Below are 21,032 nucleotides of genomic sequence, written 5' to 3' on the forward strand. Positions count from 1 at the left end.
GCCATCGCCCTTTTGCCAGCCCTATTCTACTATGCAGCGGCTATGATAGCGAACTCCCTCGCTGTGGTAGCGCACTACATACAGACCGCTGGGTAGTCCAGTCAAGGAAAGATCTCCCTCGCTGGTATTGTTCAGAGCTAGCGTACGCACCACTTGCCCCCGCTGATCAATCACCTCCAGAGTAGCCGCGCTGGTGCGGCCAGTATAGCGATAGTAGGCCCGCCCGGCTGTAGCCACCGTGGGGTACACCTCAAAGCTGGCTTCGGATTTAGGTACGGTGACGGATCGCACGGGCGAGTAGCTCAGGGTGCCATCAAAGTCGGTTTGACGCAGACGGTAGTACAGTATGGCTGCCCCAGCTGGCAGCTGGTCATCACGAAAAGTGTAGCGCTGCAAGGTGTTGTTGTTGCCGGTCCCTTTTATCTTGCCTACCGAAGTGAAGTGCTGACCTTCAGTGCTCCGTTCCAGCGTAAAGCCCGCGTTGTTCTTCTCTGAAGCAGTAGTCCAGGCTAAGTGTACGGCCGTTGAGCCTTCTGCTCTAGCAGTAAAGCTGGCCAACTCGACTGGGAGCGGGGTCGTACCGCTGCCGTAGTATAGGTACACCCGCCCCTGGTTTCGGTTCGTGAACGGGGCGCCCACAAGTATGTCACTGAAGCCATCTTTGTTTACATCGCCAGCCGCAGCCACTGTAACGCCAAATAGCTCGCCGGTCGTGCCTGGGGGCTCATTCAATATGACCGGCTTGGTAGTTTCGAGGCCAGTGCTGGAGCCGTGGTAGAGATAAGCCCGCCCTCGGTTTCCTCGGGTGCCGTACGCCCCGATAAGCACATCTGCATAGCCGTCCCCATCTACATCACCAGCTCTAGCCAAATCCTGACCAAACGAGGTGCCAGGTGTTAAGGTAGGGTCGGTTAATGTCAACGCTGGGGTTGTGTGCAGTCCAGTGCTACTGCCCTTATAAAAATAGACCCGGTTTAGGGTACCGCCTTGCCCGGCTAATATTCCAATTATAACGTCATCATAGCCGTCTTTATCCACGTCACCGGCGCCATCGACGCTCACACCAAACTGCCGGTACTGGGCTGCGCCGGGCTCAACTAAAGTAGTGTAAGTAGTCGTGACCAGGCCTTCCCTCGAACCATAGTAGAGGTAAGCCCGCCCCTCGGTGTTGTTTGAAGCATGGGCACCAATGATAATGTCTGCGAAGCCGTCCTTATTTACATCGCCAGCTCTGGCTACGTGGTACCCAAACCAAGACCTGGAGGACAACTTAGAATCGATGAGCATGGTAGGGTCTGGGTTCAAGCCGGTATTGCTGCCATAGTACAGGTAGGCCTGCCCATTATAGTCGCTGGAAGTATAAGCTCCCACTAGAATATCGGCATAGCCATCGCCATTCACATCGCCGACCCCGCTTACGCTGTGCCCGAAGGAGTCGTGGCCGCTACCGTAAGGGGTTGTTAGGGTGATGGGGCTGCTTGTCATTAACCCAGTGCTGCTGCCCAGGTAAATAAAGGCCCGCCGAGTGCCCTCCGCTCCAATAATAACGTCAGCAAACCCGTCACTATTGACATCGCCAGCGCTGGCCATACTCTCACCGAAGCGGGCCCCGTCAGGCGCCATGAGTACGGTTGGGTCGGTTGAAACTAGTCCGGATTTGCTCCCGTGATAGAGATACACTCTGCTGGGGTAATTGAGCGTATCGCCGGCCCCAATCAGCACATCAGCGTAGCCGTCACGATCAACGTCGCCCGCGCCCGCTATCACCCGACCAAAGCGGGTTCGCTTTTTAGCGCCTGGCTCGGCAATAATCGTTGGAGTATCTAATAGCGGGTCGATGATCAGCGGATAGGTGGCGTGGGCGTCGTCGACTACTAGGGCCAACGATTTGCCCTCGTTGCTTAGCTCCATGTGGGCTGGCAATACTCGACCAACTGCGTCCCAGGCAAGCAAACTGGCATAACGCGCTACTTCGCGCCCTGCCTGCCGCAAGCTTAGCGCCTGCCCGTCGGCTTCGGCCTTAACTTGTAACTTGGTATGTAGATCTAGCTTTACCTGTACTGGTCCGGTTGGCCCGTAGGGGCGTTGGTACAACGTATAGTTCTGACGCAGGCCAGCGGGCGTATTATCATAATCCACAGCAAAGGCGGCCCCATGTGGATAAACTACTTTGTTCTCGTTTAAAGAACTACTCGAAGTCGCCTGTGGAAGAATAGTGAGCTTGTCGCCGCGCCCAATACCACGGAGCGTAAAGTGAAGCTCCCACGCCGGAGCAGACCCGGCACCAGAAGCCGCCACGCTATAAGCGCTGGCGTTAAGGGTAGCCCTCAGTCCTTGTTCAGGATTATGAGCGGCTATAGCAGCAGAACTCGACCCCGCTGTCGGATAAAGAAAATAAGTTCGGCGGTGTATATCGGCCAAAACGACTCCTAGGCCCATAGCCGAGGTGTCAGCCGGTACGGAGGCAGTCGTAGTTTGCCGCTTGGCAGAATTAGGGGGAGATGGCTTACCCACATAACCATCTAGCTGATTCGGATATAAGTATTGGGGTTGGTAAGGAAGTACTTGGCCTTCGGTGGGAGCGGCAGAGGTAGTTAGGGGTCGAAAAGAGAAAGTGAGGGTTGATATTCCACCTGCAACGCAGGTCGCAATAAGCCAGCCGGCCAGCCAGAAACGGTGGCTTCCCAGAGAAGAGAAGAGGTGTAGCATAACTAGGGATACTACGCGTAACAATAATACAATCAACAGCCAAAGATCCCCGTAGCCCCTGATAAGCGGATAGGTATAAAGGCGCAAGCAATTGGAGTGCGCGGGCCCCTCCACCAGTGTAAATGGGCGTCAGATAAAACTAGAAACGCGTTCCTAGGGTGGTTATATTAAATGTAATACGCTGCTTGTATGGAGTCAAGAAATAGTTTGACTAAAAAGTTAGTCGCATGATTTCCCTCTACAAATTATGACTTAAAGGAATGCGAATTAGTCTTGCCTGTAAGACTATTTTGGGCTGCTAGTCTGTGTAAAGGTCACTTTGGTCCTGACTAGACTAAACATTTTTAAGGCTGCGGTAGCCCGAATCAAACGAAAGCATTTTAAGCAAAAAGCCCCCCAGCGCAGTGCTGAGGGGCTTTTCTGTGGTCGTGTAAGGAGTCGAACCTTAAACCTCCTGATTCGTAGTCAGGTGCTCTATCCAGTTGAGCTACACAACCATTATCCCGCTTGGGGAGCGCAAAGATAAGGGCTAAAATTTCAGACGTCCAAGCTGGGGGGCTTTTTTAGCGTAAAATTTCGCCAAAAAATATGCAAGCGGCTGATAGTCAGATTTTATTTTTCTGCTGTTTGCTCATTGCCGCGGCTCAGGGCGCGCTGCAAAGCCCGATTGAAAATATAATACAGACCAAAAACCGACACGATTATCAGTCCCACAACCAGCAGTTTGCCCGCCGTGCCCGTATCAGGGTCGCTTACGAGGCTAATTACATCTTGAGCTTTGGTACCCAGCCAGTAAAAAAACAGGCTGCGCGGCAGCATTCCCACCACTGACGCCAACAAAAACTTGCGCCGGTCGATGCGCATGACGGCCAGCACAAAGGTCATCAGGGCAAAGGGGAGCACCGGCGAGATGCGAGTAAGCACAATGAGCTGCCAGCTTTCATTTTTCAACTCTCGCATCACGGCATCGGCCTTGGGGAAGTGATGTAGAAAGTTGAGCATGCGGCCGTGGTCGAGGGACGACGCTACCTGGTAGCCAACAAGCGCGGCCAGAGCATAGGCCACCACCATGCCTGGCAGCCCCGCCCACCCAAAGTAAAACCCCGTGACAAGGGCCACGAAGGTGGTAGGGGTAAGGGCAAAAGCCATAGTCACGGCAATAACCACGAAGTAAAGCAGAGTTTGGAAAGGCGACAACTGCTGCAATAACTCTTGATTGCGGTACAGCAGATACGTGAGGGAAGAGCTACCCAGCACCGGCATAGCCACCAGCAGAAACATGGAGACTAGGGTGGAGGCGTTTTTTTGGAAAAGCTCTTTAATCACAGACATAGGCAGCAAAAAATCGGGCCGACTGTGCGCAGCCGGCCCGAAGGTAGAACGTAAACTGTACGGTAAAGGCTACGCGCCGGGCTCAGGCAGAGCCGGTTGCTCGGCGTCAGGGGAGTCTTGGGGGGCATTTTCGGTGGTCTTTTTACCAAAAAAACGGCGAATGGCGGTGAAGCCTCCCGCCAACAGCGCCAAGCCCACTTTCCAGAACTTCAGGATCAGGGCAAAAAAGCCAACCTTAGCCAGGACCTTGCCCGCGACCAAACCGCCAATGGAATAAGCGGCTACCTCGTCAAGGTCGGGGTTGAAGTCGGCGTAGCGCAAGCCTTTGTTGAACAACACGCTCTGGATAACGCCAGGAATGCTCTGCCGAATTTCGGGCAACTGCGCGGGAATGCCCACTGCATTCAGCACCAATACGCCCTTACGGCCGAGCAGGCGCACGTTGTAGTTGAGCGTGTGCTGGTCGGAGTTGCCAAACTGTAGCTCCTTGGCCCAGTGCAGGGCTTTTTTGTCTTTATCGTAGTAAGGCTTGGCGGCCCAGCCAATGAGGGATAATGTTTCGTAGCCTTGCTCAACGCGTGCTTTGTTTTCTTCCTCCACATCGGCCTTCATCTCGGTAAGCAGCTCGTCGTAGTCGATTTCGTCAGCGTCATCGTCCTTCACGTAGCCCATCTCCTCGTAGCGAATAATGAAAGCATAGGTGCTTTCATCAAGCGGTCCCTGCGTAGTCGGAAAAAGCATGCCTAGCGACTCCCCGTTCGGATTACCCCATAGATTGGTAAGTACTCGTTGGCTCTGGGTAGGATCGAGGTAGCGAAAACCGACTGGAACGGTGATTTCGCCCACATTTTCGGGCAAAGTGACCAAGCCGGTTTGGTAATGCAGTGTAGCATGCACCGAGTCAACTTTAGCTTTCCAAATGGCCGCGGAGTCGGTCGGAGTCCCAGCCGTTAAGCTGCCTATTGCAAGCAGGCTGAACACAAATGAGAGTAGATGTTGTTTCAATCAAGTATAGGTTATGTAGTGAAAATATGTAGCCACGAATATACTAATTCCGAGATTTGCTCTTATGGGCTTCAAGCTCCTCACTAAAAAATAATCTCCCGCGACATTCTACCTTTGGATCCTCTTGTTCGGTACCCTATACTGTACACTTTCTATTTAGCTCTTCCTATGAAATTCGGCACCAAAACCATCCACGCTGGCGTGCATCCTGACCCCGAAACCGGGGCTATCATGACGCCCATCTACCAGACTTCCACCTATGTGCAGCGCTCGCCCGGCGACCACCGCGGCTATGAGTATTCGCGCACTCACAACCCTACCCGCACCCAGCTTCAAGACTCGCTGGCCGCTCTCGAAAACGGTAAGCACGGCTTAGCTTTCGCTACCGGTATGGCTGCCCTCGATTGCATTGTGAAGCTGCTCCAGCCCGGCGATGAAGTTATTTCAACGAATGACTTGTATGGTGGCAGCTACCGCATTTTTACGAAGGTATTTGCCCCCCTGGGCATCAAGTTCCACTTCGTGTCTATGCACGATATGACGGCCGTGCGCGAAAAGGTAAATGAGCGTACTAAGTTGATTTGGGTGGAAACGCCTACCAATCCACTGCTGAATGTGATTGATATTGCGGCCGCTGCGGCGGTGGCCAAAGAAGCTGGTGCCTTGCTAGCTGTAGACAACACATTTGCCACGCCTTACCTACAAACGCCCTTAGACTTGGGCGCCGATATGGTGATGCACTCGCTCACCAAATACATGGGTGGCCACTCCGACGTGGTGATGGGCGCCATCATCGTAAAAGACGACGAGCTGCATGAGCGCCTGCGATTCCTGCAAAATGCTTGCGGCGGTACTCCTGGCCCTCAAGATTGCTTCCTGGTACTGCGTGGTATTAAGACCCTGCACCTGCGCATGCAGCGCCACTCCGAGAATGGCCGTGCCATCGCCGAATTTCTGAAGTCGCACCCTAAAGTGGAGAAAGTGTACTGGCCTGGTTTCGCCGATCACCCTAACCACGACATTGCTGTCAAGCAGATGAATGATTTTGGCGGCATGATCAGCTTCGTGCTTAAGGGCGACCGCAAGGAAGATGCCGTGGCCGTGCTCGAAAAGCTGGAGCTATTTGCCCTAGCCGAAAGCCTGGGCGGCGTAGAAAGCCTCTGCGGTCACCCAGCTACCATGACTCACGCCAGCATACCTGCTGAAGAGCGTCGCAAGGCCGGCCTCTCTGATTCGCTTATTCGCCTCAGTGTGGGCATTGAAGACGTAGAGGATTTGATTGATGATCTGCGGCAGGCCATTGGAGATGAGGATGCTCGAAGCGTAACAGCTGTGAGCGAAACAATGACTGCTCAAGCCGAAGCCAACTGATTGTTGTCGATTGCCATCTAAGCCAACTTATAAGAAAGGGCAGCCATATGGCTGCCCTTTCTTATAAGTTGGCTTAGATGGCAATCGAGAGGAACTAATCACAGTGACCAGGGCCAATGGTACCTTCATTATAGGCTCCTAAAATCCCGGTAAGAGCACTAGTAGTCTTTGGTGCAAGAGAGCCACTACCAATTGGGGGTATGACCCTGCTGCCAATCAATGTGTTAGCGGCAGTTATAACATCAAGTATACTAGTTGTAGTACCACCACCCGGTAGTGCAGTCGGAGCAATCGTAGTAGAGGCTCCGTTCGCTACATTGAGCTTCGCGGCGATAAGCTGATGGGCCAAAGAAATCAAGCCATTGCCCTGCACAGGAGTTTCGAAGATTCTCTGGAGTTGAGATGCTGTATAAGTAATAGTGCCTAAAGTCATTCCAAACGTATTGGTATTATAATCCCATTCATTGGAATTGTTACCACTCGGATTTGGGCCGTGATTTTTCCAGAAGCCTTGAGTGTATGTGCAGGTCGGAGGATTAGGATTATTGTTGCAGCCGGCGAATTGGAAAACGAAATAGCGGTCGAAGGGATACTTGCCATTGCCAACCCGCGTTCCAGCCCATGCTTGACCACCTTCTTGGCTACCCGAAATTTGTGCTTCAGCTGTGATATAGAGCTTAGCTGCAAGGTCTTCATTATACAGATCCTCTACACTACTTAGGTTTAACAAGTCTCTTACTACCGTGAGAGGAATGCACTCCGAATGAGTAGGGGAATTTGGCTTGACATTAACAGTGCGGTAAAAACTCTTAGGGGAAGGCGTATTGTTTCGGTTATACAAGTCATCAAATGAGGCGAATAGGCCGATTTGAACCGAACCAATGTTTGAACCTGCTTTCGCTGTGTAATCAAAGCATATGTTATTATCGTCGCGGCATACTTTTACAGTACCTAAAACTACGTTCTGGCCTTTATTATCAACTCGTTTTATTAAGTCCAGAGGGCCCATACATTCAGGGCAACTCGTAAACCAATCCGCTGAAGTGCTCGTCTTCAGGTTGTCATTTTTAGTGATTTCTTCCTTAGAACAGGACAGAGAAAGGAAGCTGAAGAGCAGGGTCAAAAACCCAAGCTTGGAAAACATTTTCATTGCAGTAGGATGCTAAAATGGGAGGATACCGAATACGTTATAGAGTGCCCAAAGCTGCACGTGCATAGGGGGTTGACATCATGGAAAAGCCGTGCGGCAGCAAGGCTATCAAATGGTGCAGTTACAGCATGGGGAAACAGCCTCGAACTAGTAGGGAATTTTAACTAGTCGAAACACGAGGGGATGGGCCTAGCTTAGGTGCCAAGCTCTACTGCTGGGGAGTTGGGTGGTAATTTTTCGAATTGGGGCAAGGCAAGCCAATAACTCGCTGTTTTGCCTTCTAAGCCTCATTAAAAACTGAGAGATAATGAGTCCTCAAGTGTGCGCAATTCATATGCTGTTAGAGCACCGCCTAGAGACTAGAATTTAGGCGTGAGGTGTTTCCGAGCGGCAAACGTAATAGCGAAGCCACCGCAGTAGTGATGAGGTTAGCAATAATGATGAGTTGATGTAAGTAAACAGGGTGGTTATAACCTATTTGAAGATAATGCTTATAAAACAATTATTATAATTAATGTAATTATTTTTTTCAGAGGGTTATGCGTTATTGATTTATTCTAATTAATTACTAAATAAATTAAATTATTAAAGTATAGTAATAGCTTTGTAGCTTATTGATTTGAGGTGGACAATGTAACACAAAGTCAAAGGAAGCTTTCAATTCTTTAAAATGGTTGTTTAAACAGAACAACAATTTGTGCTAGCAGTTATGAAAAGCCCCCCATATCAAACTGGGGGACTTTTTTGTGTTCGGAAAGTTTTGATTTTAAAATATATAGAGATAAATCGTTTATACTAGAGCTAGAATTTCAACTTCAAGTCGATTACGCAGTTTCGTTTCCGAAATAATGCCTTCTTTCTCAACATCAACTTACACTTGCCTCGCCGTTCTACCCGGCGCGTGTTGTTGCTGCTGACTCTATTATAAGTCGACGCTTCTTAATTCTTTCTGGAAAATAAGCACGCAGTGCAAGTGCTTTTAAGTCCTTGTCCGACTGCGGAAGATGGCATGCTGCTGTTGACTATTGATTGGCGTTTTACCCTTCCAAACCCTTCTGTTCTTTATGAAAAAACTACTACTCCTTGTAGTGCTCATGCTAGCCATTGTGCCAGCGTGGGCCCAAAACATTGCTGTAACCGGCCGCGTGTTGGGGGGCAATGGCTCTGCTCAGCCAGGCGTGACAGTGCTACAGAAAGGCACTACTAATGGCACCAGCACCGACAACGACGGCCGCTACCGGATTCAGGTGCCCACCGATGCAGTGCTTGTATTTTCGGCTATTGGCTCGGGCACGCAACAAATCAATGTAAACGGCCGCACCAGCATCGACGTGCGCCTACAAGACGCTACTACCGACCTGAATGAAGTGGTCGTGACAGGTTCGCGCGCTACCGAAGGCCGCTCAAATATTCTGACCACTTCGCCGGTAGATGTCATCTCAGCCCGCGAGATAAAAGCCTACGCCCAGGTGGATGTAGCGCAGATTCTAACGTATGTAGCGCCGTCGTTTCAGTCTTCGCGCCAAGCTATTTCCGATGGTACCGACCACGTTGATCCAGCCTCATTGCGCGGCCTTGGCCCCGATCAGGTGCTGGTGCTGGTGAATGGCAAGCGTCGCCACAGCTCGGCCCTGGTCAATATTAATGGCACAGTAGGCCGGGGCTCGGTGGGCACCGACCTGAACACAATTCCTAATGCTTCCATCAAGCGCATAGAAGTGTTGCGTGATGGAGCAGCCGCTCAGTATGGCTCCGATGCTATTGCCGGCGTGATCAACATTCAGCTGAAAGATGATACCACTGGAGTTCAAGCCAGCAGCACCATCGGCCAAACCTACGAGGGCGACGGGGACTTGCATCAGGCGGATGCAAACGTGGGCATTGGCCTTAACGGCCGAGGCTACCTTGATATAAGCGGCCAGTTCAGCAACCGGAGCTATACCAACCGCTCGGGAGTGGATACGGCTCCGCTGATTTACCTAGGTTCGAATGGTGGCTACCCCGCTAGCGCTAATACTGAGCAGGCCCGCCGCGAACTAAAGGCCCAGGATGATGCGCTGGTGGCTCAAAACGGCTACGACCGCCGCAACCTGCGTCTGGGACAATCGGAGGCCCGCAACTATGGTGGCTTCGTGAACTTTGGCTACAAGTTGCTGCCAGCCATTGGGCTAGAAGCCTACGTAACGGCCGGCGGCACCCGCCGCACGGGCCGAGCAGCGGGGTTTTACCGTCTTCCCAACCAGATTACGCAGACAGATCCAACTATTTATCCCAACGGTTTTCTGCCATTCATCAACACTACTATTGTCGATCAATCCATTATCACCGGCTTGCGGGCTCAAGTGCTTGGGTTTGATGCAGACCTGAGCAATACCTTCGGGCGCAACGAAATTCGCTTCGATATCAGTAATACGCTCAACGCGTCGTTGCCTATTGGCCTTAGCCCCACCAACTTCTATGCGGGCAACATTGCTTTCCGGCAGAATACAACCAACCTGAACTTTACGCGGCACTTCGATAATGTAGCGGGTCTGAGCACGTTGAACGTAGCCTTTGGGGGCGAATACCGCGATGATAATTATCAGATACAGGCAGGGGAGCGTGGGTCCTACGAAAACTACGGCCGCCTCATATCGCCTGGCACGCCAGCTGCTGCCGGAGCGCAGGTGTTCCCCGGCTACCAACCCTCCGATGCTGTAAACCGCTCGCGTACCAATACCGCGGGCTACATTGACCTAGAAAGCGACCTAACGGAAAAGCTACTCGTGGGCATAGCCGGACGGGCTGAGCGCTACAGCGACTTCGGCAACAACGTAAGCGGCAAGGTAGCCGCCCGTTACAGCATTCTGCCTGATGTTGCCGTGCGTGGTGCCCTCAGCAATGGCTTCCGGGCGCCTTCCCTACAGCAGCGCTACTTCACCAACACCAGTACCCAGTTTGTGCAAGGCGCGCCCAATCAAGTGCTTACCGTCAACAATGACAATCCGATTGTCCGCAACGGCTTCTCGCCCACTGGCACGGGTCAGCAAGGATTTGGTATCCCCGCGCTGAAGCAGGAAAAATCGGTGAACTATAGCCTAGGCCTTACGGCGCGGATTCTGAAAAATGCTACGCTCACCCTTGATGCTTACCAGATTGATATCCGGGACCGCATTGTGCTGTCGTCGCAGTTTAGTAGAGCCAATCCTACGGTAGCCGCCATTCTGGGAACGCTGCCCGTGAGCCAGGTGCAGTTCTTCGCTAACGCTATCAACACGCGCACTCGTGGCATCGACATTGTGGCCAACCAACGCATGGAAGTGGGTCCGGGCCTCTTGGGCCTGACGGTGGCTGCTAACTTCAACCAAACCCGCGTGCGCAAAATCAACAGCTCATCAACCATCGATGCCGACCAGACGGGCCTGCAGAATACGTTGTTTGACCGCCAGCAGCGCAACCGCATTGAGTCGGCCCAGCCCCGCAGCAAAATTAACCTGAGCGCTAATTATACCTTGGGAAGGTTTACCCTCGAAGCCCGCACTGTGCGCTTTGGAGCTGTAGAGTTCAAGGATGCTCGCCTGGGTAGCCCCGCTGGCAACCCTAACTTCCTCTTCTCGTCCATCGACCAGACCTTTTCGGCTAAGTGGGTCACTGACCTAACTCTGAGCGTGCAGGTAGCCAAGCAGCTAAGCGTTATGGTGGGTGTCAACAACCTGTTTGATGTATATCCGGATCAGTTTAAGATTGACCCTCGCAACAGCGCTACCAACTTCGCTGTCGATCCGCTGCTGAACTACAATTCCAGCCTAGACAATACCAACCGGGGCCGCACGATCTACAACCCAAACCAGTTTGGCTACAATGGCGGTTTCTACTTTGCCCGCGTGAATGTGACCTTGCCCACAAACTAAGCATTGGATTGTACAGTACTAAAAAAGCCCCCCAGAACAGTTCTGGGGGGCTTTTCTTTTGGTCAGATCTTTGGATGAACAGTTCACTGAATAAACAGCGCCAAAACGTAGCCTAAATGCCTAGACAAAAATTGCTATGGTCTCTAGTATTAGGTAGCATAATCGGGTTTGCCAAGCCAGTTCAAGCCCAACAATTGCTTACTCAACCCTCCAAAGGCAGCAACATTGTGTGGGCCACCACTGCCGTGCCCACGGATTCGGTTTTGACCCAACTGACCCGGCATTTGCAGCAGCGAGGCTTCGTGCTAGATACAGTGGACCGCGCTCAGGGTATTCTGACGACTAAAGTGGCTTTGCCGGCTTCGAGTAGGGCCGGCGAAATGAAACTTAGAATCGTCAAAATAGGCTCAGATTGGAAGCTCACCGGTATTTACGTCGTGCCGGCGTACGGAAGTGGAGTCGCGTACCCAGCTGAGTTTATCGGGATGGAGATGATGCCGGCCAAAAGTGCCTTTCGCATCGTGGAGGAAGCCGCGCGGGAAATCAGTGAGAGCAGTTTGCGATATGATAGGGCCAAAGTAAAATTTGGCGTACTCACCAAAATGGAAGAAGCATTGAAAGTAGTGTGGTAGTTTACTGTCGCCATAAAAAAGCCCTCCAGAACTGTTCTGGAGGGTTTTTTTATGGGGATTGACGAGCCGAGCTATTTAGCAGTAGTGCTGGAATTGGAATCTAGAATCTGAAACAGCTCGTCGAGCTTGGGCGTGAGAATAATTTCGGTGCGACGGTTTTTCTGACGAGCCACTGGGGTGGTAGCCGCATCGATGGGCACGTACTTCGAGCGACCTGAAGCCGTTACACGCTCCGGCGTTACGCCACTGGTCGTCAGCAGGCGGGCAATTTCGGTGGCGCGCAATACACTCAGGTCCCAGTTGTCCTGCATGCCGGCGGTGCCTCGGCTGATCGGCACATCGTCGGTGTGGCCTTCTACTACTACGTTCACGTCGCGCTGCTCCTGCAGCACGGCGGCTAGCTTTTTCAGGGCGTCCTGGCCTTTGGGGTCAACTTTGGTGGAGCCCGATTTGAATAGCAACTGCTCGGAGAGCGATACATACACTTTGCCGTCCTTGAGTTTTACTTGCAAGTCGCTGTCGTTAAAGCTGAGCAGGGCCTTGCTCACTTTGGCGCGCAGGTCGTTTACGGCTTTGTCTTTTTCGGCCAGGGCTTGCTGTAGCTCGGCTAGGCGGGCCTCGCGGGTTTTCAGGTCGGCGGTTAGCTTATCGATTTCCGTCTGGCTTTTACCCAACTCGGCTTCACGGCGGGCTAGGTCCTGGGCTACTTTGCTGTAGTCAGCCGATTTGTCGGCCAGGGCGCGGTCGGTGTTTTTAAGTAATTTTTCAAAACTGCTGTTCAGCTCGCCGTAGAGGTTTTGGGTTTTGCGCAGCACATTGCCGGTTTGGGTCGAGTCGGCTACTAGGCGCTTGTTGTCAAGGCGGAGCTGGGCTAGCTCGTCGCTGGCCTTTTTTAGTTCCGCCACGGCTTCGCGCTGCTTGCGCTCCAGGTCGCTTTTGGCTTGTTCAGTGGCCGTTTGGCGGGCGCGCAGGTCGTCGTATTTTTTTGAAGCAACGCAGCTGGGTAAGAAAGTAGCCGCCGTCAGGCACAGCGTTCCGAGAAAGAGCGTAGAAGTTTTTTTCACGATAGAAGGGTGATTAGCAAAGAGCTGGGGGGCAAATGTAACCGAGCGCTGTCCCCCGCGGCAAGGTAGCCCCACAGTGTCCCAACTTCCAACCTTCATTCTTGCGAAGAGATTTTCGACCTATATTTGCCCTTCGTAGTTTTTCGCCCCCGTCTCACCCAAGAAACCCCGAATGGCCACGTACGCTGACTACAGCACCGACACGCAGGCACTGCTCCAGCACGAGTGCAAGACAATTGATAAGAGCCTGCTGCATCAGCCCGGCCCCGATTTCTTGGATCATTGCTTTGTGCCTTCCAATCGGTCGCCGCAGGTGCTCCGCTCTCTGGGTCAGCTTTACAATCATGGTCGGTTGAGCGGGACGGGCTATATGTCTATTCTGCCCGTCGATCAGGGCATTGAGCATACGGCCGGCGCTTCTTTCGGGCCCAACCCGATGTATTTCGACCCCGAAAACATCATTAAGCTAGCCGTGGAAGGCGGGTGCAATGCCGTGGCTACTACTTTCGGTACGTTTGGTACGGTGGCCCGCAAATACGCTCATAAGATTCCGTTCCTGGTTAAAATCAACCATAACGAGCTACTGACTTATCCCAATAAGTTTGATCAGGTCATGTTTGGGTCGGTAGAAGAAGCTTGGAACCTCGGCGCTACGGCTGTGGGAGCTACTATTTATTTCGGCTCCGAGGAGTCAAATCGGCAATTGGTAGAAGTAAGCCATGCTTTTGAGCGCGCCCATGAGCTGGGTATGGCTACGGTGCTGTGGTGCTACACGCGCAACAACGCCTTCAAGACGGGCGAAAAAGATTATCATGTTGCTACTGACCTCACGGGGCAGGCTAACCACCTGGGCGTGACCATTCAGGCCGACATCATCAAACAAAAGCTGCCCGAAAACAACGGCGGCTTCCGTGACCTGAAATTTGGCAAAACCCACAAGGCCATGTACGAGAGCCTGTCGGCCGATCACCCGATTGATTTAACCCGTTATCAGGTAGCCAACTGCTACATGGGGCGCATTGGGCTGATTAACTCGGGCGGCGAAAGCCTCGGCGACGGCGACCGGGAACAAGCCATCAAGACGGCCATTGTGAACAAGCGCGCGGGCGGGCAAGGGCTAATTTCGGGCCGCAAGGCCTTCCAGCGGCCTTTTGCCGAGGGAGTTCAGCTGCTCAACGCCATCCAGGATGTGTACCTCGACAACGAGGTGACCCTGGCGTAAGATTTAATTGAGAAGTAGTAAGTAAGAAGAAAGCAAAGCAGCCCCCATCAGCCTACAGCGTGTTTTAAAAGCACAAGATGCAAGATGTATAGTAGGGTTTGAGCAAACTTCGTTCTTGATACTACTACTTAAGTAGGAACTGTTACTTATTAATGAAGCAAAATGTCCTGGTTTAAGCGCGTAGAGAAAGGCATCGTCACTCCGACGGAAGAGAAGAAAGAGACCCCGGACGGCTTGTGGTACAAGTGTCCTGAGTGCAAAACGGTGGCCGCTATGGCAGAGCACAAGCGCCGGCAATACACCTGCGCCAAGTGTAACCACCACGCCCGCATCGATTCGGCCGAGTATTTCGAGGTGTTGTTCGACGAAAACCAATTCAAGGAGTTGGATGCCGACATGAGCTCTGCCGATCCGCTGCACTTCGTCGATACGAAGGGCTACCCGCAGCGCATAGCCGCCACACAGCAGCAAACCGGTCTGCGCGACGCGGTGCGCACGGCTCACGGCCACCTGAATGGCCAAGATCTGGTGGTAGCCTGCATGGATTTCAAATTTATTGGAGGCTCGATGGGCTCGGTAGTAGGTGAGAAGATTGCTCGTGCCATCGACTACGCCCGCCAGCACCGCATCCCGTTCCTAATGATTTCCAAGTCGGGGGGCGCGCGCATGATGGAAGCAGGCTACTCGCTTATGCAGATGGCCAAAACGTCGGCCAAGCTAGCTCTGCTTTCAGAGGCGGGCATTCCGTACATCTCCCTGCTCACCGACCCCACCACCGGCGGCGTAACCGCCTCCTACGCCATGCTCGGCGACTTTAACATCTCCGAGCCGGGCGCGCTGATTGGTTTCGCGGGCCCCCGGGTTATCAAGGAAACCATTGGTAAAGACTTGCCTAAGGACTTCCAAAGCGCGGAGTTTGTGCTTGAGCACGGATTTCTCGACTTCATCGTAGACCGCAAAAACCTCAAAGCTCAACTGACGGATTTGCTGATGATGCTTCGGCCCATGCCGGAACTAGTGGCAGAAGCGCCGAGTGCGCGGCACAGCCTACGAACGGCCGGTACTACCTGAACCTGAAACGATAAGCACCTAAAATGCCCCCCAGAGATAAGAACTTGCGCTCTGAGGGGCATTTTGCCTTTCGGGTTTGGCTGCATAGTTGTAGCAAGGTTTTTGTTAGGCATAACCTGACAAACCACAAACTTTTTTAAGCAAAGTCCAGTAAGCAGCACTGAAATCATTCATTTCACCATTTAGTTTCTGTTTCACCAAGTACACTCCCATGAAATCCTCCAATTCAATTTTTTCTCTCTTCTTAGCTCTCACCCTGTTCCTAGGCTCGTGCGCTACCTCTCAGCAAGGCTCGACCACTACCGGCCCCGATACGACGGGCAACGGCACTGGACCTCGTAAGACGGGCATGAGCAAAACCGCGAAGGGTGGCGCTATTGGTGCAGGTAGTGGTGCCATAGCAGGTGCTGTATTAGGTCGTGTAATCGGTGGTAAGTCGGGTACAGCAGCAGGCGCTATCATTGGTGCTGCAGTAGGTGGCACGGGTGGTGCCCTGATTGGCCGTCGCATGGACAAGCAAGCTGAAGAGCTGCAGCGCGACATGCAGAACGCCAAAGTAGAGCGCGTAGGTGAAGGCATCAAAATTACTTTCGACTCGGGTATCCTGTTTGACACGAACGCTGCTACGCTGCGTCCGGCTTCAATGACCGAAATCGACAAAATGGCTGCTACTCTCCAGAAGTATCCCGATACCAACATCTTGGTGGAGGGCCACACGGATGCTAGCGGTTCAGACGCCATCAACCAGCCACTTTCTGAGCGTCGCGCTCAAGCCGTAGCTAACTATACCACCTCTAAGGGTGTAGATGCTTCCCGCATCCAGACTAAGGGATACGGTTCTTCGCAGCCCATCGCCGACAACACCACAGAAGCTGGCAAGCAAGCCAACCGTCGCGTAGAAATTGCTATCTATGCCAACGAAAAGATGAAGAAAGCTGCTGAAGAAGGTCGCTTGTAAGTGCTACTTCACCGGTTTATCTCCGTTGAAAAGAGGGCCGTCCAATAGGGCGGCCTTTTTTTGTGCTTTGCAAAAAGCCAGATAGTCAGTTTGCAGTGTGGCAGCGCTTGTGGTAGGATTTTGCAATCAGTTTGGCTAACCTAGAAGTTGTGCTTGCCGTTTAAATCGCTGATTACACCGTTCTCATTCCCATCACTTAACGGAAAAGAATATGAAGAATCTGCGCTTATACTTTGCCATGGTTGCGGCCATGTTGTTTTTAGGAAGTAATGCTGCCTTTGCTCAGTCGGACACCGGAACAGAGAAAAAAGGCTGGAGCCGGAAAGGTAAAGGCGCTGCTATTGGCGCCGGCACAGGCGCGGCAGCTGGTGCCATCATTGCCGGCAAAGGCGACCGTGGCAAAGGGGCCGTCATCGGTGCTGGCGCCGGCGCCGTGAGCGGCGCCTTGATTGGTCGTAAACGGGATAAGAAAAAAGACCCCCAGCGCCACCGCGAGTATACCCGCAAAGATTAAATGTTAGCTCGGTAATTCGCTTACTAATAGAGGCCATCCCACTTAGGGGTGGCCTTTTTGCGTTTAGTAGGACAATGAGCAAAATCTTTACGGTTGAGTATAAAGCTGGTAAAAAATCACTTAGAGCTTCGTAAAGCTGTTTTTGCTTGAATACGCTGCCATGCGCAAGAGTTTGGCAAGGTGGTTGCCTTTCGGCATGGTACGGCAGCCATTCTGAATCAACACAGCCAACAAGCTGCCGCTAACAACTACCAAAACAAACCCCTCATTATGAAACTCTCTCGTTCGTACATCGCCTGCCTGCTGGCTCTACTGCTACTAGGTGGCAACTTCGCTCAGGCCCAAACGACTACCAAAAAGCCAATGACTAAAACCGCTAAAGGCGGCTTGATCGGTGCTGGTGCTGGTGCCGTAGCTGGTGGCGTATTAGGCCGCGTGCTTGGCGGCAAAAACAGCACCGCAGGTGGTGCCATCATTGGTGCTGCGGTAGGTGGTGGTGCTGGTGCCCTGATTGGCCGTCGTATGGATAAGCAAGCGGCCGAATTGCAGCGTGAAATGGCCGGCGCCAAAGTAGAGCGCGTAGGCGAAGGCATTAAAATCACCTTCGACTCAGGTATTCTCTTCGCAAAGAACTCTTCTAACTTGACTTCAGAAGCTCAAAGTAACATTGCTGAGCTGGCTGCGACCCTGAAAAAGTACGGCGACACGAACGTACTAGTAGAAGGCCACACCGATAACACGGGCAGTGATGCTATCAACGACCCATTGTCGCAGCGCCGGGCTCAGGCCGTAGCTAACTACGCCCAAGGCCAAGGAGTAGAAGCTTCCCGCTTCCAGACTCAGGGTTACGGTTCGCGTCAGCCCATTGCTGATAACGCAACGGAAGCTGGTCGTACTGCCAACCGTCGCGTAGAGGTGGCAATCTATGCTAACGAAAAGCTGAAGAAGGCTGCCGAGCGCGGCACCATCTAAGCTTGCGCACTTAGTTTAAAAAAGCCCCCCAGAAAAGTTCTGGGGGGCTTTTTTGTGCTCAGTCTTAGCTGCTCGGTGGCGAGCGTGCAACCTCGAGTAGGGCTGGTCGGTACAACTGGCTATGCCAACCACCTACGACTCGCCGGCTGCGGAAAAGACCCGCGAGAACCATCGGATTCTGAATGAGTTTTTCCCGCCGCTGACGCTGGAAACTTCCCGCCGCTCGCCCATGCGTGAGCTGATTTCCACCATTCTTTCACACCGTACTACTCACGCCGACGAGGAACTGGCTTATGATCGGATGCTGGAGGCATTTGGTGATTGGGAAGGCGTGATAGCTGCCCCAACCACGGAGCTGGCCCACGCCATCCGTACCACGCGCTGGCCCGATACTCAAGCCCCACGCATTCAGGAGGTGCTGCGCCGCATCAAGGCCGAGCACGGCACTATTACCTTGGATTTTCTCATGGACTGGCCCACCGAAAAGGGCTTGGCCTGGCTGATGGATATGCCCGGTATTGGCCTGAAAACGGCTTCGTTGGTGCTGCTTTTTAATTTTAAGAAGCCCGTACTGCCCGTCGATACGCACGTGCACCGCATTGCCCAGCGCGTAGGCATGATTCCGCCCAAAGCCTCCGCCGACAAAGCGCATCAATTGCTGCTCACTCAACTGCCGGCCGATGCGCTGGTACTGCTTAACTTCCATAAGCACAACTACTGGCACGGGCAAAAAATCTGTTTGTTTCTGAAGCCCGATTGCCCAAAATGCCCCCTAAAGGGCTTTTGCAACTACTATCTCGAGCATTATGGTCCGGCTACGCCCGAGGCGCTGGCCGCCACGCCCAAGCGTTGGGATGAAGCGTGGGGCAAGCTGCCGCATTAGTCGTCGGTCATAATGGGCTACCTTTGCCGCTATGCGCCTCGTTCGTCATCCGGTACTGTGTAATTACTACGTCACTTACCGGTGCAATGCGCGTTGTTCGTTCTGCGACATCTGGGAGAAACCTTCGCCCTACATTCAACTGGATGATGTAATCCAAAACCTGCACGATTTGCAGCGTTTGGGCGTGAATGTGGTGGATTTTACGGGCGGCGAGCCCCTGCTGCACCGCCAGATTCATGAGTTTGTAGGCGTAGCCCACGACATGGGTTTTATCACCACGCTCACCACCAATTGCCTGCTTTACCCCAAGTACGCCGAGCGTTTGCGGGGCAAAGTTGATATGTTGCACTTCTCCCTTGACTCATCAGAGAAGGAGGTACACGATAAAGGCCGCGGCGTGGCCTGCTACGATTTTGTGCTGGAGAGCATTCGCGTGGCCAAAGACTTAGGCGAGCGGCCAGATATTCTATTCACGGTGTTTCGCGAAAACCTAGCGCAACTAGAGGCCGTGTACCGCGATATTACCCAGCCCAACGGCTTGATATTGATCATCAATCCGGCTTTCGAATACAACAGCGTGGCTACGGGCGAGCAGCTTAGCAACGACGAACTAGATTATCTGTCAGCTTTCGGCCGCCGCAAGGGAGTGTATCTGAATGAGGCCTTTATTCAGCTGCGCAAAGATGGCGGCAATCACGTAGCCGCGCCGGTGTGCCGGGCGGCTAGTACCACGCTGGTCATATCGCCCAGCAATGAGCTGGTGCTGCCTTGCTATCATTTAGGTGAGAAAAGCTTTCCTATCAATGGTCAGCTCTATGAGCTGTACCGTTCAGCAGAGGTACAGCAACTGGCGGCGCTGGAAGGGCGTTTGCCGGCTTGCGAAGGCTGCACCATAAATTGCTATATGCAGCCCAGCTTTGCCGTCGAGACGAGCAAGTATTTCTGGCAGGCCTTGCCAAGTACCCTCAAGTACAACCTAGCGAAAGGCACTTGGCGGCGGATGTTGTAGCGCTGCTTGGCGTGAACTTCTGATTGCAAGTCAAATCTTTTCTTTCCATAAAGCAACGCATTATGCCTGCTCTGATTCTTCCCGTGAAGGGAATTGCCCCCCAGCTTGGCCCCGACTGCTTCGTGGCCGACAACGCTACCATTGTGGGTGATGTGGTGCTGGGAAACAACTGTACTGTATGGTTTAACGCGGTCATCCGTGGCGATGTGAACAGCATTCGCATCGGGGAACGAACCAACATTCAGGATGGCGCCGTCATTCATTGCACTTATCAGCGAGCCGCTACGACGATTGGGGCCCGGGTTAGCATTGGGCACCGGGCTATTGTGCACGGCTGCACCATAGAGGATGATGTGCTCATCGGTATGGGCGCCATCGTGATGGACCACGCCGTGGTAGGAGCGGGCTGCATAATAGCGGCCGGAGCGGTAGTGTTAGAAAACACGCAGTGTGAGTCGGGCTTTCTGTACGCTGGCATTCCCGCCCGCAAGATCAAGCCTGTAACAGAGGAGCAACGCGCTAACCTGGCACGCACGGCGGATAATTATGTGTTGTACGCCAGCTGGTTTGAATAACAGTGTAATTATTGCTTTAATAGATTGTAATATATGAATAATTGAGTTTTAATTACGTAAATACTTATTTACTTTGGGCACATCTTCTTCATTCATTTTTTCCTAATCTAGTAGTTATCTCAACATGAGAAAAATTTATTCCTACATCACACTAGCCTTATTGACTAGTGCTTCCCTGTCGTCGTGTAGCCGTACCGATTACGCTTTTAAACCCAATACCTCACCTTATCATGGGATACAGCAGAGTGTAAGCGTTGCACCGGCTCGCACTGCTGAAAATGCTGCTACAGAAGTTACTTCTAGCTCAACAGCAATTGCTGAGACTGCAGTAACACCTGTTAGCCCAGCAGCTATTGTAGCCCCGGTACGCAAAGCGAAATTGCACGCAAAGCCAACTGCAGCAGCTCCTAAGCTTACTTTAACTACAGTACCTAAGAAAGTCGTTGATAAATTGGTGCGCACTGTAGATAAGCAGTTAGATAAGCACCAGGATGCAGCAGCCGTAAATCAACCTGCTTCAAAAGCCGGTCGTGCTGCTATTGTAGGAGGTGTTGGTCTGCTATTGCTATTATTAGGAGGAGCTGCTGAAATAGGTATTATTGCTCTAATAGGCCTTATTGCATTCCTAGTAGGCGCCATCATGCTCGTTATAGCACTTATCAACGGTGATTAACT

At 52.5% G+C, this 21,032-nt stretch carries 17 protein-coding genes and 1 tRNA gene; 12 read left to right on the forward strand and 6 right to left on the reverse strand.

Annotation, left to right across the window (positions count from 1 at the left end):
* Positions 1 to 21 precede the first annotated feature (21 nt).
* From ACW9KT_RS04775 to ACW9KT_RS04790, 4 genes are all read right to left on the reverse strand, one after another.
* A complete protein-coding gene (locus ACW9KT_RS04775) occupies positions 22 to 2,709 on the reverse strand; it encodes an FG-GAP-like repeat-containing protein (RefSeq protein WP_457078223.1) in 2,688 nt (895 codons plus the stop codon).
* A 423-nt stretch (positions 2,710 to 3,132) separates the two neighbouring features.
* Positions 3,133 to 3,206 (reverse strand) — tRNA-Arg (locus tag ACW9KT_RS04780).
* A 115-nt stretch (positions 3,207 to 3,321) separates the two neighbouring features.
* Positions 3,322 to 4,041 (reverse strand): TVP38/TMEM64 family protein, encoded by a 720-nt coding sequence (locus tag ACW9KT_RS04785; protein WP_457078224.1) that lies wholly within the window; start codon positions 4,039 to 4,041, stop codon positions 3,322 to 3,324.
* Positions 4,042 to 4,110: 69 nt separating this feature from the next.
* Positions 4,111 to 5,046 (reverse strand): DUF2167 domain-containing protein, encoded by a 936-nt coding sequence (locus ACW9KT_RS04790; RefSeq protein WP_457078225.1) that lies wholly within the window; start codon positions 5,044 to 5,046, stop codon positions 4,111 to 4,113.
* A gap of 168 nt (positions 5,047 to 5,214) precedes the next feature.
* Between ACW9KT_RS04790 and ACW9KT_RS04795 the strand changes: the two genes are divergently transcribed.
* A complete protein-coding gene (locus tag ACW9KT_RS04795; RefSeq protein ID WP_457078226.1) occupies positions 5,215 to 6,417 on the forward strand; it encodes a cystathionine gamma-synthase in 1,203 nt (400 codons plus the stop codon).
* Between the two features lie 94 nt (positions 6,418 to 6,511).
* On the opposite strand, the gene ACW9KT_RS04800 is transcribed toward ACW9KT_RS04795, so the two are convergent.
* A complete protein-coding gene (locus ACW9KT_RS04800) occupies positions 6,512 to 7,567 on the reverse strand; it encodes a hypothetical protein (RefSeq protein ID WP_457078227.1) in 1,056 nt (351 codons plus the stop codon).
* A 1,064-nt stretch (positions 7,568 to 8,631) separates the two neighbouring features.
* On the opposite strand from ACW9KT_RS04800, the gene ACW9KT_RS04805 reads away from it, so the two are divergent.
* Together ACW9KT_RS04805 and ACW9KT_RS04810 are read left to right on the forward strand one after the other, a co-directional pair.
* The gene (locus ACW9KT_RS04805) at positions 8,632 to 11,457 is read left to right on the forward strand and encodes a TonB-dependent receptor (RefSeq protein WP_457078228.1); all 2,826 of its coding nucleotides are present in this window, start codon (positions 8,632 to 8,634) and stop codon (positions 11,455 to 11,457) included.
* Between the two features lie 116 nt (positions 11,458 to 11,573).
* Positions 11,574 to 12,089, forward strand: coding sequence for a hypothetical protein (locus tag ACW9KT_RS04810; RefSeq protein ID WP_457078229.1), 516 nt, complete (start codon positions 11,574 to 11,576; stop codon positions 12,087 to 12,089).
* A 71-nt stretch (positions 12,090 to 12,160) separates the two neighbouring features.
* On the opposite strand, the gene ACW9KT_RS04815 is transcribed toward ACW9KT_RS04810, so the two are convergent.
* Complete coding sequence (locus ACW9KT_RS04815; protein WP_457078230.1) at positions 12,161 to 13,153, reverse strand: OmpA family protein; 993 nt, start codon at positions 13,151 to 13,153, stop codon at positions 12,161 to 12,163.
* A 172-nt stretch (positions 13,154 to 13,325) separates the two neighbouring features.
* Here ACW9KT_RS04815 and ACW9KT_RS04820 point away from each other — a divergent pair, with 172 nt between their 5' ends.
* From ACW9KT_RS04820 to ACW9KT_RS04860, 9 genes are all read left to right on the forward strand, one after another.
* Complete coding sequence (locus ACW9KT_RS04820) at positions 13,326 to 14,375, forward strand: class I fructose-bisphosphate aldolase (protein ID WP_457078231.1); 1,050 nt, start codon at positions 13,326 to 13,328, stop codon at positions 14,373 to 14,375.
* A 162-nt stretch (positions 14,376 to 14,537) separates the two neighbouring features.
* The gene (accD, locus tag ACW9KT_RS04825) at positions 14,538 to 15,446 is read left to right on the forward strand and encodes an acetyl-CoA carboxylase, carboxyltransferase subunit beta (protein ID WP_457078232.1); all 909 of its coding nucleotides are present in this window, start codon (positions 14,538 to 14,540) and stop codon (positions 15,444 to 15,446) included.
* 211 nt (positions 15,447 to 15,657) lie between these two features.
* Complete coding sequence (locus ACW9KT_RS04830) at positions 15,658 to 16,404, forward strand: OmpA family protein (RefSeq protein ID WP_457078233.1); 747 nt, start codon at positions 15,658 to 15,660, stop codon at positions 16,402 to 16,404.
* 211 nt (positions 16,405 to 16,615) lie between these two features.
* Positions 16,616 to 16,918 carry a YMGG-like glycine zipper-containing protein gene (locus ACW9KT_RS04835; protein ID WP_457078234.1) on the forward strand — a complete coding sequence of 101 codons (303 nt, stop codon included), beginning with the start codon at positions 16,616 to 16,618 and terminating at the stop codon, positions 16,916 to 16,918.
* A gap of 270 nt (positions 16,919 to 17,188) precedes the next feature.
* A complete protein-coding gene (locus ACW9KT_RS04840; RefSeq protein ID WP_457078235.1) occupies positions 17,189 to 17,890 on the forward strand; it encodes an OmpA family protein in 702 nt (233 codons plus the stop codon).
* A gap of 121 nt (positions 17,891 to 18,011) precedes the next feature.
* On the forward strand, positions 18,012 to 18,773 hold the full coding sequence (locus ACW9KT_RS04845) for an endonuclease III domain-containing protein (protein WP_457078236.1): 762 nt from the start codon (positions 18,012 to 18,014) through the stop codon (positions 18,771 to 18,773).
* Between the two features lie 31 nt (positions 18,774 to 18,804).
* Positions 18,805 to 19,782 (forward strand): radical SAM protein, encoded by a 978-nt coding sequence (locus tag ACW9KT_RS04850; protein ID WP_457078237.1) that lies wholly within the window; start codon positions 18,805 to 18,807, stop codon positions 19,780 to 19,782.
* 62 nt (positions 19,783 to 19,844) lie between these two features.
* Positions 19,845 to 20,357, forward strand: coding sequence for a gamma carbonic anhydrase family protein (locus tag ACW9KT_RS04855; protein WP_457078238.1), 513 nt, complete (start codon positions 19,845 to 19,847; stop codon positions 20,355 to 20,357).
* 124 nt (positions 20,358 to 20,481) lie between these two features.
* Positions 20,482 to 21,030, forward strand: a complete 549-nt coding sequence (locus tag ACW9KT_RS04860; protein ID WP_457078239.1) for a hypothetical protein — start codon at positions 20,482 to 20,484, stop codon at positions 21,028 to 21,030.
* Positions 21,031 to 21,032: the final 2 nt, after the last annotated feature.

Source organism: Hymenobacter sp. HD11105 (assembly GCF_054051685.1).